The organism is Paraburkholderia unamae (genome assembly GCF_003268775.1).
In the GTDB taxonomy this organism is placed as follows: Bacteria; Pseudomonadota; Gammaproteobacteria; order Burkholderiales; family Burkholderiaceae; genus Paraburkholderia; species Paraburkholderia unamae.
Window position 1 is genome coordinate 223,880 of sequence record NZ_QLSU01000010.1, and the last position, 14,203, is coordinate 238,082.

The following is a 14,203-nucleotide window of genomic DNA, read 5'->3' on the forward strand; positions in this document are numbered from 1 at the left end:
CGTCGTGCGCGTTACGCGCCCGGCGTCGTTTCCTTGAACTTGCCGTAAGCCATCAGGCGCTCGAAGCGGCGCTCCTTGACGTCGGCGATGCTCATGCCCTGGAACTGGCGCAGCGAGTCGGCGAGCGCGCGGCGCAGCAGCGCGGCCATGCCCTTCGGGTCGCGATGCGCGCCGCCCAGCGGCTCGTTCACGATCTTGTCGATCAGGCCGAGCGCCTTGAGGCGGTGCGCCGTGAGGCCCAGCGCTTCGGCGGCTTCCGGCGCTTTCGCGGCGCTCTTCCACAGGATCGAGGCGCAGCCTTCCGGCGAGATCACCGAGTAGGTCGAGAATTGCAGCATCATGACCGTGTCGGCCACGGCCACGGCAAGCGCGCCGCCCGAACCGCCTTCGCCGATGATCGTCGTGATGATCGGCGTCTTGAGCTCGGCCATCACATAAAGATTGCGGCCGATCGCCTCCGACTGGCCGCGCTCTTCCGCGCCGATACCCGGATACGCACCCGGCGTGTCAACGAACGTGAAAATGGGCAGACCGAACTTCTCGGCAAGACGCATCAGGCGCTCGGCCTTGCGATAGCCCTCGGGGCGCGGCATGCCGAAGTTGCGCGCGGCGCGCTCCTTCGTGTCGCGGCCCTTCTGATGGCCGATCACCATGCAGGCCTGGCCGTTGAAGCGCGCGAGACCGCCGACCACGGAGAGGTCGTCTGCGAACGAGCGATCGCCATGGAGTTCGTGAAAATCGGTGAACAGCTCGTGCACGTAATCGAGCGTGTACGGACGCTGCGGATGACGCGCGATCTGCGAAACCTGCCACGGGCTCAGGTTCGCATAGAGGTCCTTCGTGAGCTGCTGGCTCTTCTTCGACAGCCGCTCGATTTCTTCCGAAATATCGACGGCCGAGTCGTCCTGAACGAAGCGCAGTTCTTCGATCTTCGCTTCCAGTTCAGCGATCGGCTGTTCGAAATCCAGAAACGTGGTCTTCATGTGTGGGAATCCTTCACTTTGCGGCAGCGCGTATTCTAACCGCGTCAGCCCGCGCCGAAATCGGCTCAGAACTATCGATTTCAGATATCGATAGGAATATTCTTGTTAATCCAGGCGTCATCCGATCGGGGCGCGGGCCGCGGAGCACGGCTGCGCGCGCCCGGCGCGCCGGTCCGGCCAGCGCCTTACGACGGTTCCAGGCTGCGCCACATATACCAGGTCGCGACAGTCCGCCACGGCTCCCAGTTGGCCGCCACTTCGCGCGCCTCGCTGCGCGTGACCGGTTCGCCGCTGAAATAGTTGACGCTGATCGCGCGGATCAGGCCGAGATCGTCGAGCGGCAGCACATTGGGACGCGCGAGATTGAAGATCAGGAACATCTCGGCGGTCCAGCGGCCGATGCCGCGAATCGCCGTGAGTTCGGCGATCACGTCCTCGTCGTCCATCGACGTCCACTTGCCGACGTGCAGCGCACCGGAAACGAAATGCTGCGCGAGATCGAGAATGTATTCCGTCTTGCGCTTCGAGAGTCCGCACGCGGCGAGCTTCTCGTGACCGAGTTTCAGAAATTGTTGCGGCACGAGCTTCGGGCACGCGGCTTCCACGCGCTGCCACAGCGCCTGCGCGGCCGCCGTCGAAATCTGCTGGCCGACCACCGAGCGCGCGAGCGTGACGAACGGATCGTCGCGGCTCAGCAGATGCACCGGGCCGAACTTCGGAATCAGCTTCTTGAGAATGCGGTCGCGCTTGACGAGGTCGGCGCAAGCCTTGTCCCAGTAGTCGGGACGCTGCACTTCGAATTCGAGATCGCCGAGCGCGTTCGCGGCCGGCTCCACCGCTTCGAGCGCCGCCGGGCCGTCGTCGAGCGCGGCGTCGATCGCCGCGCCGTCGAGCGCGTCATGCGAGACCGCCGAGCCATTGGTCTTCGCGCGCGCCGGCCGGGCGGCCGTCTTGCCTGCTGCTTTTACAGCGGATTGCGCACCCGCGCCGTTGAGCGCGCGCTTTGCACCCGATCCTGCCGCCGCGGCACTCGCCGCTTTGGTGTCGGCACCGCGCTTGCCCGCTGCGGCGCCCGTGAGCGACGCAGACCGCCTGGCCTGCGTCTTCGTGGCCGTTGCCATCCTGCCTCCTGCCTCGCGAATCGATCAGTGGAAACTGGACAGCCCGCTCACACGCGGCGCCACTCGGTCAATCCGCCCGGTTTGTCTTCGAGCGCGACACCGGCTTCGAGCAGTTCGGCCCGAATCCGGTCCGCCTCCGCATATTGCTTCGCCTGCTTGGCCGCCGTGCGCGCCGCGATCTTTGCGTCGATCGCCGCCACGTCGAGCGCGCCTGCCTCTTGCGCGCCCGCGGCCTGTTGCAGGAACACGCGCGGCTCGCGCACGAGCAGCCCGATCACGCGTGCGAGGCGCTGCAACTGACGCGCGAGCACGGCGTCGCGCGTACGGTTCACTTCGCTCGCGAGCTCGAACAGCGCGGCAATCGCCACCGGCGTGTTGAAGTCGTCGTTCATCGCCGCGCGAAAACGTTGCGCGTACGGTTCGTTCCAGTCGAGCTCGCCCGCGTCCGGCGTCACGTCCTTCAACGCCGTGTAAAGACGCGTGAGCGCGTTGCGTGCGTCGTCCAGATGCACGTCGCTGTAATTCAGCGGCGAGCGATAGTGCGCGCGCGCCATGAAAAAGCGCACCACTTCCGCATCGTACTTCGCCAGCACTTCGCGGATCGTGAAGAAGTTGCCGAGCGACTTCGACATCTTCTCGTTGTCGATATTCACGAAGCCGTTATGCATCCACGTATTGACGAACGTCTTGCCCGTTGCGCCTTCGCTCTGGGCAATCTCGTTCTCATGGTGCGGAAACTGCAAGTCCTGGCCGCCGCCGTGAATGTCGAAATGCTCGCCGAGCAGCGTGCAACCCATGGCCGAGCACTCGATGTGCCAGCCGGGGCGCCCGCGCCCGTACTTCGACTCCCAGCTCGTGTCGGCCGGCTCTTGAGGTTTTGCCTGTTTCCACAGCACGAAGTCAAGCGGATCCTGCTTGGCATCGTTCGCGGCCACACGTTCGCCCGCGCGCAGATCCTCGATCGACTTGCCCGAGAGCGCGCCATAGTTCGCGAACTTGCGCACCGCGTAATTCACGTCGCCGTCCGCGCCTTGATAGGCATAGCCGTTGGCTTCCAGCTTGCCGATCATATCGAGCATCTGCGGAATGTATTGCGTCGCGCGCGGCTCATGATCGGGACGCTCGATGCCGAGCGCGTCCGCATCTTCATGCAGCGCCGCGATGAAGCGGTCGGTGAGCTGCTTGATCGTCTCGCCGTTTTCCACCGCGCGACGAATGATCTTGTCGTCGATGTCGGTGATGTTGCGCACGTATGTCACCTTGTAGCCGAGCGCGCGCAGCCAGCGCTGCACGACGTCGAACACCACCATCACACGCGCATGGCCGACGTGACAATAGTCGTACACCGTCATCCCGCAGACGTACATGCGTACGACACCAGGTTCGAGGGGCACGAAATTTTGCTTGTCACGGGCGAGCGTGTTGTAGATGCGCAGTGATTCCATAGAGACAATGGATACGTGGGTCGAAGGAAATCCGCGGCAACGCCGACCGCAGCCGGCGGGTGTAGTACACCGCGATGCTCAGGCTGCTGTTTGTCGGCGCCTGGCCTGCAAACAGGTTGCAATCGAGGCGGAGACGACCACGAGTGGCGAAAGAAAGCCCGTCGATTCATGCGGCGCGCCCGAAATGCCCTCGATTCGAGCGAGGGACAAAGCGCGCGACGAAAACGCACAGACCTTTTGTTAGAATGGCTCGGAGTATAACACCGCGACCTCACCCTATGAAACCTTCCAGCGGCCGCGCGCCCCGTGCTGCGACCCTTGCCGCGTCGGCTCTCGCGAGCGTCGCGATCATGCTGTGCGGCGCGCGCGTAGCGCTTGCCGCGCCCCCGGCGACGGCCGACGGCACGCCCGGCGCCGACAGCGCGATCGTCCAGCACGACTGGGCGGCGGCCTTGACGCAGCTCGACGAGCGCATCAAGACGAACCCGCGCGACGTGCAGGCGAAGTTCAAGCGCGCGACCATTCTCGCGCGCCTGAACCGCGACGACGACGCAATCGAAGCGTTCACGGAGCTCACGCAGCTCTACCCCGAACTGCCCGAACCGTACAACAACCTCGCGGCGCTTTACGCAAAGCACGGCCGCTACGACGAGGCGCGTGTGGCGCTGGAAACCGCCGTGAAGGCGAACCCGTCGTACAGTCTCGCGTGGGAAAATCTCGGCGACCTGTACCTGCGCATGGCCGATGCGTCATACCGCCGCGCGCAAACGGTGGGCCACACAAACAGCAGAACGCAACAGCGCCTCGCCGACATCGCGAAGATCGTCGCGCCGCCGCCGGCGCCGAAAAAACCGCGCAGCGCCGCCGCGGCCGAGGCGGCTTCCGGCACGCAGCCTTCGAACCTCGTGCCCGCGCTCAGCAATCCCGCTTACCAGTTCGGCGGCCCGACCGGGTCGCTGGCGATGCCGCCGTTCGTGGCGCCGTCGAACTAAGCCGCGGCGCGCCGTGCGTCGCGCGCCGCGACACGTATTTCCCGCACTTCCGAGGATACTCATGAAATGGTTGATGTTGGCGCTGGGTAGCGCCGCCCTGATCGCGAACGCACCGGCTTTTGCGCAAAACGGCCAGCCGGCCGCCGCGCACCCGCAGGTGTTGCTCAAGACCAGCGAAGGCGACATTCGCGTCGAGCTCTATCCCGAGAAGGCGCCCAAGACCGTCGACAACTTCCTGCAATACGTGAAGGCCGGCCAGTACAACGGCACGATCTTCCACCGCGTGATTCGCGGCTTCATGATCCAGGGCGGCGGCTACACGCAAAGCTTCGTCGAAAAGCCCACACGCGCGCCCATCCCGCTTGAAAGCAAGAACGGCCTGAAGAACCTCACGGGCACGATCGCGATGGCGCGCACGAGCGACCCGAATTCGGCCACGGCGCAGTTCTTCATCAACACCGTGGACAACGCCGGCCTCGACTATCCGAACCCGGACGGCAACGGCTATGCCGTGTTCGGCAAGGTCACCCAGGGCATGGACGTCGTGAAGAAGATCGAGGCGGCGCCCACCACCTCGCGCGGCCCGATGGGCGATGTGCCGCAAAAGGAAATCGTGATCCAGTCGGCCACCGTAGTGGGCAAATAATTGACGCGTCGTTGTCACGCAGTCTTCACGCAGTTTCCAGGTAGCCGGTAACACGGCAGGTCGTCATCGACTAACCGGGCGGCAACGCCGCCCTCACCCGTCGCACGTCGCGGCGGCGGCACACGCGACCGGCACCACGCCCCGCCTCGTGCCGATGCCGCGACGTTCACTCCCCCAGCCACAGGCAAAGGATTCCATCATGGTCGAACTGCACACGAACCACGGCGTCATCAAGCTCGAACTCAACGCCGAGAAGGCCCCGAAAACGGTCGCCAACTTCCTCAACTACGTGAAGAGCGGCCACTATGACGGCACGGTGTTCCACCGCGTCATCGACGGGTTCATGATCCAGGGCGGCGGCTTCGACGCCGCCATGAAGCAAAAGCCCACCGAAGCGACGATCGAAAACGAAGCGAACAACGGCCTGAAGAACGAGCGCGGCTCGATCGCCATGGCTCGCACGAACGACCCGCACTCGGCAAGCGCCCAGTTCTTCATCAACGTCGCCGACAACGACTTCCTGAACCACTCGTCGCCCACGCCGCAGGGCTGGGGCTACGCCGTGTTCGGCAAGGTCGTCGAAGGCCTCGAAGTGGTCGACAAGATCAAGAAGGTCAACACCGGCTCGAAGGGCTTCCATCAGGACGTGCCGGTCGACGACGTCGTGATCGAGAAGGCTGTCGTCGTCGAATAAGTTTCACTCAACACTCAAGCGAATCCCTCTTCAATGTTGCAGGAAAAGGCATTACGACACGCAGCCGCGGGCGTGCCCGGCGAGGGCAAGCGCCCGCACGCGGCACGTCCGTTCCTGTTCATTTCCGATGTGCATCTGAATGATGGGATTCCGCACACGGTCGCCGCGTTCGAACGCTTCATCCGGGTCACGGCCGATCAGGCCGACTCGGTGTTCATTCTCGGCGACCTCTTCGAATACTGGATCGGCGACGACATGCTCGTCGATCCCTTCGTCGCGCGCATGGCCGCGCTGATGCATACGCTCTCCGAGCGCGGCATCGCGCTCTACATCATGCACGGCAACCGCGACTTCCTGATGGGCAAGCGCTTCATGAAAGCCGCGGGCGCGATCTGGCTGCCCGACCCCATCGCCATCACCGCGTTCGGCACACGCCTCGCCCTCGCCCACGGCGACGCGATGTGCACCGACGATCACGGCTACCAGCTCTTTCGCAAGATCGCGCGCAACCGGCTGCCGCAGTTGCTTTTTCTGGCGTGGCCGTTCCGCTGGCGCCGTGCGCTGGCCGAGCGGGCGCGCCGCGCGAGCGAGGCGCGCCGCAACGGTCCGCGCCTGCCGAAATACGACGTGACCGCGAAAGGCGTGGCGGCGCTTTTCAAGCGCGCGCGCACCGGCTCCATGGTGCACGGCCATACGCACCGGCCTGCGCGCCACCAGGAGCCTGGCGGCACGCGCTGGGTTCTGCCCGACTGGGATCTCGATCACGGCAAGCCGCGCGGCGGCTACCTGCGCGTGGATGCCGAAGGTTTCAGGATGATGCCGTTGGACTGAGCTCCGGCGCGCGGCTCACCGCCGCCCTTTCGCGCCGCGTGCTTCGATGCACGTGAAGGCGCGCAGGAGCACATCAGACGCGTGCGGGCGCTTTCTCTTCGCGGCTCTCCGCCTCGCCTTGCGCCCCGCCGCACTCCAGCCCCGCCGAAACACGACGCAGTTCGGCCAGCGCCGCATCGGCGCCATGCAACGCTTCGAGACGCGCACCGAGTTGCTCGAGCGCGACGACGATGGCGTCGACGCGTTGCGTTTGCGTGGCCGCGTGGTCGATCAGACCGTGAATGGCCAGCGAAACCGGATCGTCGGCGTTGGGCGAGATGCCATAGGCGCAGAAACCTTCGCGAGCCGAGGACGCTTTGGCCTGGACCGGCGCGCTCTTCGCGGGCGCGACAATGCGAGCGGGGTTGCCCACCGCCGTCGCGCCTTCGGGCACGGGCTTCACGACCACGGCGTTCGAGCCGATCTTCGCCCCGGCTCCCACGGTGAAACCGCCGAGCACCTTCGCACCCGCGCCCACGATCACACCCGCGCCAAGCGTGGGATGGCGCTTCGCGCCGCGCGTGAGCGAGGTGCCGCCGAGTGTCACGCCCTGGTAAATCGTGCAGTCGTCGCCGACCTCGGCCGTCTCGCCGATCACGACGCCCATGCCGTGATCGATGAACACGCGCCGGCCGATCGTCGCGCCCGGGTGGATCTCGATGCCGGTCAGAAAGCGCGCGAGTTGCGAAACATAACGCGCGAGCCAACGGCGCTTCGCGCGCCAGCACGCATGCGCGAAGCGATGCAGCACGAGCGCATGCAGACCCGGATAACAGGTCAGGACCTCCCACGCGCTGCGAGCGGCGGGATCGCGCTCGCGGATCGTGGCAATGTCTTCGCGAAGTCTCTTGAACATGGCAGTCACGCTTAAAACGTGTGAATCGAGGGGAATGGCGGTCGCGCGCCGTCAGACAGCGCGCGCAACCCGCGTCGCGGCCTTTGCAGCCACGCGCATTTGCTTATGAGCTTTTCGCCGGTTTTCAGGCGATTGTAGGCGTAAAGCCGCTTGCGGGCCGCAAGCCCCCGTCGGCGGCAAGGTTGGACGCGGCACTGGCGCCGCCGCGCGCGCCTTAGCGGTTCTCGCCGCCTTTGCCCTTGAGCATGAGGATGTGCTTGGCGACTCCGCGCACGATATTGACCTCCTCGCGTTCGAGCCCCGAGCGCGCGAAGAGGCGGCGCAGGCGCGACATCAGCTTCTTCGGATTGGCCGGATCGAGAAAGTCGAGCGCGATCAGCGCATTTTCGAGGTGCACGTACATGCGTTCGATGTCGTCGCTCGTCGCGAGCGGCGACACGGCGCCGGGCTGGAGCGCGCCGCCAGCGCCACCTGCTGCCGGCAGCGCCGCGGCAGGCGCACTTTCGCCGAGGTACGCAAGACGCAGTTCGTAGGCGAGCACCTGCACCGCCTGGGCGAGATTGAGCGAGCTATAGGCCGGGTTCGCGGGGATATGCGCAAGCGCGCTGCAACGTTCCACGTCGTCGTTCGACAGACCCGTGCGCTCGTTGCCGAACACGAGCGCGATGTCGCCGCCATGCGCCACCTGGCGGCAGGCGTCCTGCACCGCGATGCGCGGCGCGGCGGGCGGCGGCCCGTACTCGCGCGTGCGCGCCGTGAGCGCGAGCGACCACTGGACACCCGTAAGCGCGTCGGCCAGCGTCGGCACGATGTGGGCGGCCGCCAGCACGTCGTCGGCGCCGCTCGCCATCGCCACCGCCTCGGGGTCGCAGTGGACCTGCGGCACGCGCGGCGCGACCAGCACGAGGCGCGAAAAACCCATCGTCTTCAGCGCGCGCGCCGCCGCGCCGACGTTGCCGGGATGGCTCGGCTCGACGAGCACGAAGCGGGTGGACGTGAAGCCGCCGCGCAGCGGCTCGTGGGCTTCGCCGGCGGTGGCCGCCGGGGCGTGGGTAGCGGGTGAATCGGGGTGCACCAAGATCAGTCTCTAACGCGGGTGTAAGGAAAGTCTCTATGTTAGCGCGCCTCGCGCGCGCAGGCAGGACGGGCAGAACAGACGGAGCGAGCAGACCGGACAAAACGGACTAAACGGACAAACCGCACGCGCGCAAACGGGAAAGCGGCGCGCCGCCAGCCAGAGCGGTCCGGTCTCGGGTAAAATGGTCGTTTCGCGCGCGTCGGGCGTGCCGTGCTGCTGTGTGTTTTCGGTTCGCGCGACGCCCGGCAGGCAACTGGCTACCAGCGCCGCCGCGCCCCGCTCTTATCCAATTCGTCTCCGTTGGCGGGACAGGAACCGCAAGGCCGTACCCCGGCCCGCGTCCTGTCCAATCGTTAGACGCTTCATCTTTTGCATCACCGGCGCGCCGCAAGCTGCGGCACGGGCGCCGGACAACAAGGATCCTGGCTCATGCATCCCATGCTCAACATCGCTGTCAAGGCCGCGCGCCGCGCCGGACAGATCATCAACCGCGCGTCGCTCGACCTCGACCTCGTGCAGGTCGCGAAGAAGCAGCATAACGATTTCGTCACGGAAGTCGACAAGGCGGCCGAAGCCGCCATCATCGAAACGCTCAAGACCGCGTACCCCGACCACGCCATCCTTGCCGAGGAATCGGGCCAGTCGGAGAACGAATCCGAGTACCAGTGGATCATCGATCCGCTCGACGGCACCACCAACTTCATTCACGGTTTCCAGTACTACTGCGTCTCGGTCGCGCTCGCGCACAAGGGCATCGTCACGCAGGCCGTGGTCTACGACCCCACGCGCAACGACCTCTTCACCGCCTCGCGCGGCCGCGGCGCGTTCCTGAACGACCGCCGCATCCGCGTGGGCCGCCGCGACCGTCTCGCCGACGGCCTGATCGGCACGGGCTTCCCGTTCCGCGAGAAGGACGGCCTCGACAGCTACTGCGAACTGTTCGCCGCAATGACCAACGCATGCGCGGGCCTGCGCCGCCCGGGTGCGGCCGCGCTCGACCTGGCGAATGTCGCCGCCGGCCGCATGGACGGCTTCTTCGAGCAAGGCCTCAATCCCTGGGACGTCGCCGCGGGCGGCCTGCTCGTGACGGAAGCCGGCGGCCTGATCGGCAACTACACGGGCGACTCGGACTTCCTGCACGTGGGCGAAGTCGTCGCGGGCAACCCGAAGATCTACGCGCAGATGGTGCCGATCCTCTCGAAGTACACGCGCGTGAACAAGGCGGCGTAAGCGCCCATGCGCGCCGCGGCGCACTCAACGCTGCGCCGGGGCGCGTACAGAACGCACGCGGGGTCAGGCTTCGGCCACGCATGTGCAACGAGCGGCTTCGGCCGCTTTTTTGTTTCGCCGGTCGCCCTGCTGCACGAGGCCCCCGCACGCATCCGATGAAAAAAGGCTTCTATACGATCATCGCCGCGCAATTCGTGTCGTCGCTCGCCGACAACGCGCTGCTCATCGCGGCGATTGCGCTGCTCACGGTGATCTCCTCGCCCGCCTGGGTCACGCCGCTGTTGCAGATCTTCTTCACGATCTCGTATGTGCTGCTCGCGCCGTTCGTCGGCGCGTTCGCCGACGCCTTGCAAAAGCGCCACGTGATGTTCGTCTCGAACGCCCTCAAGGCGTGCGGCTGCCTGCTGATGATCGCGGGCATGCATCCGATGATCGCCTACGGCGTGGTCGGCTTCGGCGCGGCGGCCTACTCGCCCGCAAAGTATGGAATCCTGACTGAATTGCTGCCGCCGGAAAAGCTCGTGGCCGCCAACGCGTGGCTCGAATCGGCCACAGTGCTCTCCACCATCGTCGGCACGATGATGGGCGGCGCGCTCGTCTCGACTTACGCCGACCGGTTCGTCGCGCGCCATCCGCTGCCGATCATTCATTCCGCCGCCGACCTCGCGATGCTCGCCGTGATGATCACGTACTTGTTCGCCGCGATCATCAACATCGGCATTCCCGACACGGGCGCACGCTACGAGAACCGCCTCAGGGAGCCCGCTCGGCTCATGGGCGATTTCACGCACAGTTTCAACGTGCTGTGGACCGACAAGCTCGCGCAGATCGCGCTCTGGGTCACGACCCTGATGTGGGGCGCGGCGGTCACGCTGCAACTGCTCGTGCTCAAATGGGCGGACGCCAACCTCGGCCTGTCGCTCTCCAAGGCCGCCGTGATGCAGGGCGTGACGGGGCTCGGCATCGCGCTCGGCGCAGGCGCGGCCGCCGCGTGGGTGTCGCTGCGCGCCTCGCTGCGCGTGCTGCCGGTGGGCATCCTGTGCGGCGCGGTGGCGGTGGGCATGGCGTTCTACAGCAAGGGGCTGTTCCCGGGCGGCGGCGGTGTGCGCTTCGGCGCGTTCATCATGCCCTTCTATCTGCTTTTCGCGTACCCGCTGATGGTGCTGCTCGGCGTGCTCGCAGGCTTTTTCATCGTGCCGATGAACGCCCTGCTCCAGCATCGGGGCGCGACGCTGCTCTCCGCCGGTCACTCGATCGCGGTGCAGAATTTCAACCAGAATCTCGCGGTGCTGCTCATGCTCGGCGCGTATGCGCTGCTGCTCACCGCGAAAATGCCAGTGCAATGGATCATCGTGGTGTTCGGCGTATTCGTCGCCTCGATGATCTGGCTCGCCATGCGGCGCAGTGCGGCAAACGCGCGCACCGTGGACCTGAAGGCACTGGTCGACGAATAACGGGTGCGCCTTTGGCGCAAGGTTGGCCGAACGGCTGACTGTACATGCAATCGGCGCGCGTTAAACTCACGCCCTGAACCCCAAGCAAGACACCGAGGATGGCCACACATACCGCCGGCGCGGCCGACACCGCGCAACACACTCCCATGATGCAGCAGTACCTGCGCATCAAGGCCGATCATCCGGGCACACTCGTGTTCTACCGGATGGGCGACTTCTATGAGCTCTTCTTCGAAGACGCCGAGAAAGCCGCGCGCCTGCTCGACCTCACGCTCACGCAGCGCGGCGCGTCGGCGGGCAATCCGATCAAGATGGCGGGCGTGCCGCATCACGCGGTCGAGCAGTACCTCGCGAAGCTCGTGAAGCTCGGCGAATCGGTGGCGATCTGCGAGCAGATCGGCGACCCGGCCACCTCGAAGGGTCCGGTCGAGCGCAAGGTCGTGCGCGTCGTCACCCCCGGCACGCTGACAGACGCCGCGTTGCTCTCCGACAAGAACGACGTCTACCTGATGGCCGTGTGCCCCGGCCATAACCGGCGCGGCGTGACCGTCAATGTCGGTCTGGCGTGGCTCAATCTCGCGAGCGGCGCGCTGCGCCTCGCGGAAGTCGCGCCGGAACAGGCCGCGACAGCGTTCGAACGCATTCGCCCGGCGGAAATACTCGTTGCCGAAATGCCCGCCGAAACCGCCGCGTGGGCGCCGCCCGCAGGCAGCGGCGCGCTGACGCGCGTGCCCGCATGGCACTTCGATATCGGCTCGGGCAAGCAACGCCTGTGCGACCAGCTCGACGTGGCGAGCCTCGACGGCTTCGGCGCGCAAACGCTCACGAGCGCGTGCGGCGCGGCGGGCGCATTGCTGCTCTACGCGGCGGCCACGCAGGGTCAGCAGTTGCGTCACGTGCGCAGCCTGAAGGTCGAAGCCGAATCGGAATACATCGGCCTCGATCCGGCCACGCGCCGCAACCTCGAACTCACGGAAACGCTGCGCGGCACCGAATCGCCCACGCTGTGCTCGCTGCTCGACACGTGCAGCACGGCCATGGGCAGCCGCCTGTTGCGCCACTGGCTGCATCATCCGCCGCGCGACGCGGCGATCGCGCAAACGCGCCAGCAAGGCATCGGCGCGCTGCTCGACGCGCCACCACAGGCGAGCGTCGACACGCTGCGCGGCGCGCTGCGCCAGATCGCCGACGTCGAACGCATCACCGGGCGGCTCGCGCTGCTCTCCGCGCGCCCGCGCGATCTGTCCAGCCTGCGCGACACCTTCGCCGCGCTGCCCGCGCTGCGCGAGCAGGTCGCGGCCGCGAGCGGCGCGGCGCCTTCGCTCGTGCATATCGCCGAGGCGCTCGAACCGCCCGCCGAATGCGCGGCGCTCCTGCAACGCGCGGTCGCGCCCGAACCCGCCGCCATGGTGCGCGACGGCGGCGTGATCGCCCGCGGCTACGACGCGGATCTCGACGAACTGCGCGACATCTCCGAGAACTGCGGCCAGTTCCTGCTCGACCTCGAAACGCGCGAGCGCACGCGCACCGGCATTGGCAATTTGCGCGTCGAGTACAACAAGGTCCACGGCTTCTATATCGAAGTCACGCGCGGGCAAACCGACAAGGTCCCCGACGACTATCGCCGCCGCCAGACGCTCAAGAACGCCGAGCGCTACATTACGCCGGAACTCAAGACGTTCGAGGACAAGGCGCTCTCGGCGCAGGAGCGCGCGCTCTCGCGTGAAAAAGCGCTCTACGACGCGCTGCTGCAAGCGCTGCTGCCGTTCATTCCCGACTGCCAGCGCGTAGCCGCGGCGCTCGCGGAACTCGACCTGCTCGCCGCGTTCGCCGAGCGCGCCCGCGCGCTCGACTGGAGTGCGCCCACGTTCTCGGAAGCGCCCGGCATCGACATCGAGCAAGGCCGCCACCCGGTGGTCGAAGCGCAGGTCGAGCAGTTCATCGCCAACGACTGCGCGCTCAACGCCGAGCGCAAGCTGCTGCTCATCACCGGCCCGAACATGGGCGGTAAGTCGACCTTCATGCGTCAGACCGCGCTCATCGCCCTGCTCGCCTATGTGGGCAGCTACGTGCCGGCCAAACGCGCGCGCTTTGGGCCGATCGATCGCATCTTCACGCGCATCGGCGCCGCCGACGACCTCGCGGGCGGCCGCTCGACCTTCATGGTGGAGATGACCGAAGCGGCGGCCATCCTCAACGACGCCACACCGCAAAGCCTCGTGCTGATGGACGAGATCGGGCGCGGCACGTCAACGTTCGACGGCCTCGCACTCGCGTGGGCCATTGCGCGACACCTGCTCGCGAGCAACGGTTGCCACACGCTCTTCGCCACGCACTACTTCGAGCTCACGCAACTGCCCGCCGAGTTCGCGCAAGCGGCGAACGTGCATCTGTCGGCGGTCGAGCATGGGCACGGCATCGTGTTCCTGCATGCGGTGCAGGAAGGCCCGGCTAACCAGAGCTACGGCCTTCAGGTCGCCCAGCTCGCGGGCGTGCCGACGGCAGTGATCCGCGCTGCGCGCAAGCATCTCGTTCACCTGGAGCAGCAGTCGGCGGGACAGCACACACCGCAACTCGACCTGTTCGCCGCACCCGCCGCCTACGACGACGAACCGCCCTACCTGGAAGACCGGGCGCAAGACGGCGCATCGCAAGGCGTGCAGGAAGACCCGGCCGCGTCGCTTGTCGCGCAGCGGTTGCGCGAACTCGACCCGAACGAGCTGCGCCCGCGCGATGCGCTCGATCTGTTGTTCGAACTGCATGAGCTGGCCACAGCGCCGGACGCGAAACGCTGAGCGTCGCCTGGCGACGCCACCGCGGCCGCCGCGAATGCG

Annotated in this window: 12 protein-coding genes; 7 read left to right on the forward strand and 5 right to left on the reverse strand. The window is 66.5% G+C overall.

Annotated elements, in window-relative coordinates; genetic code table 11:
* Positions 1-11: 11 nt before the first annotated feature.
* The 3 genes from C7401_RS18570 to cysS all read right to left on the reverse strand — a co-directional run bounded on the left by C7401_RS18570 (position 12) and on the right by cysS (position 3,549).
* Entirely contained in the window at positions 12-983 is a 972-nt protein-coding gene (locus tag C7401_RS18570) for an acetyl-CoA carboxylase carboxyltransferase subunit alpha (RefSeq protein WP_112172851.1), read from the reverse strand.
* A 185-nt stretch (positions 984-1,168) separates the two neighbouring features.
* Positions 1,169-2,104, reverse strand: a complete 936-nt coding sequence (locus tag C7401_RS18575; RefSeq protein ID WP_112172852.1) for a DNA-3-methyladenine glycosylase family protein — start codon at positions 2,102-2,104, stop codon at positions 1,169-1,171.
* A 47-nt stretch (positions 2,105-2,151) separates the two neighbouring features.
* Positions 2,152-3,549, reverse strand: coding sequence for a cysteine--tRNA ligase (cysS, locus tag C7401_RS18580; RefSeq protein ID WP_112172853.1), 1,398 nt, complete (start codon positions 3,547-3,549; stop codon positions 2,152-2,154).
* Positions 3,550-3,827: 278 nt separating this feature from the next.
* Here cysS and C7401_RS18585 point away from each other — a divergent pair, with 278 nt between their 5' ends.
* The 4 genes from C7401_RS18585 (at position 3,828) to C7401_RS18600 (ending at position 6,712) form a co-directional block, all read left to right on the forward strand.
* A complete protein-coding gene (locus C7401_RS18585; protein WP_112172854.1) occupies positions 3,828-4,541 on the forward strand; it encodes a tetratricopeptide repeat protein in 714 nt (237 codons plus the stop codon).
* 61 nt (positions 4,542-4,602) lie between these two features.
* On the forward strand, positions 4,603-5,187 hold the full coding sequence (locus tag C7401_RS18590; protein ID WP_112172855.1) for a peptidylprolyl isomerase: 585 nt from the start codon (positions 4,603-4,605) through the stop codon (positions 5,185-5,187).
* A gap of 199 nt (positions 5,188-5,386) precedes the next feature.
* Complete coding sequence (locus C7401_RS18595) at positions 5,387-5,881, forward strand: peptidylprolyl isomerase (protein WP_112172856.1); 495 nt, start codon at positions 5,387-5,389, stop codon at positions 5,879-5,881.
* Positions 5,882-5,914: 33 nt separating this feature from the next.
* Positions 5,915-6,712 carry a UDP-2,3-diacylglucosamine diphosphatase gene (locus C7401_RS18600; protein ID WP_112172857.1) on the forward strand — a complete coding sequence of 266 codons (798 nt, stop codon included), beginning with the start codon at positions 5,915-5,917 and terminating at the stop codon, positions 6,710-6,712.
* A 73-nt stretch (positions 6,713-6,785) separates the two neighbouring features.
* Here C7401_RS18600 and cysE read toward each other — a convergent pair whose 3' ends face one another.
* Together cysE and C7401_RS18610 are read right to left on the reverse strand one after the other, a co-directional pair.
* Entirely contained in the window at positions 6,786-7,607 is an 822-nt protein-coding gene (gene cysE, locus C7401_RS18605; protein WP_112172858.1) for a serine O-acetyltransferase, read from the reverse strand.
* Between the two features lie 214 nt (positions 7,608-7,821).
* Positions 7,822-8,682: an RNA methyltransferase gene (locus C7401_RS18610; protein WP_372460561.1), complete on the reverse strand. Its 861-nt coding sequence runs from the start codon at positions 8,680-8,682 to the stop codon at positions 7,822-7,824.
* Between the two features lie 432 nt (positions 8,683-9,114).
* Here C7401_RS18610 and C7401_RS18615 point away from each other — a divergent pair, with 432 nt between their 5' ends.
* From C7401_RS18615 to mutS, 3 genes are all read left to right on the forward strand, one after another.
* Positions 9,115-9,915: an inositol monophosphatase family protein gene (locus tag C7401_RS18615; RefSeq protein WP_112172860.1), complete on the forward strand. Its 801-nt coding sequence runs from the start codon at positions 9,115-9,117 to the stop codon at positions 9,913-9,915.
* Between the two features lie 155 nt (positions 9,916-10,070).
* Positions 10,071-11,369: a lysophospholipid transporter LplT gene (lplT, locus tag C7401_RS18620; protein WP_112172861.1), complete on the forward strand. Its 1,299-nt coding sequence runs from the start codon at positions 10,071-10,073 to the stop codon at positions 11,367-11,369.
* Between the two features lie 98 nt (positions 11,370-11,467).
* Positions 11,468-14,164 (forward strand): DNA mismatch repair protein MutS, encoded by a 2,697-nt coding sequence (gene mutS / locus C7401_RS18625; protein ID WP_112172862.1) that lies wholly within the window; start codon positions 11,468-11,470, stop codon positions 14,162-14,164.
* Positions 14,165-14,203 lie beyond the last annotated feature (39 nt).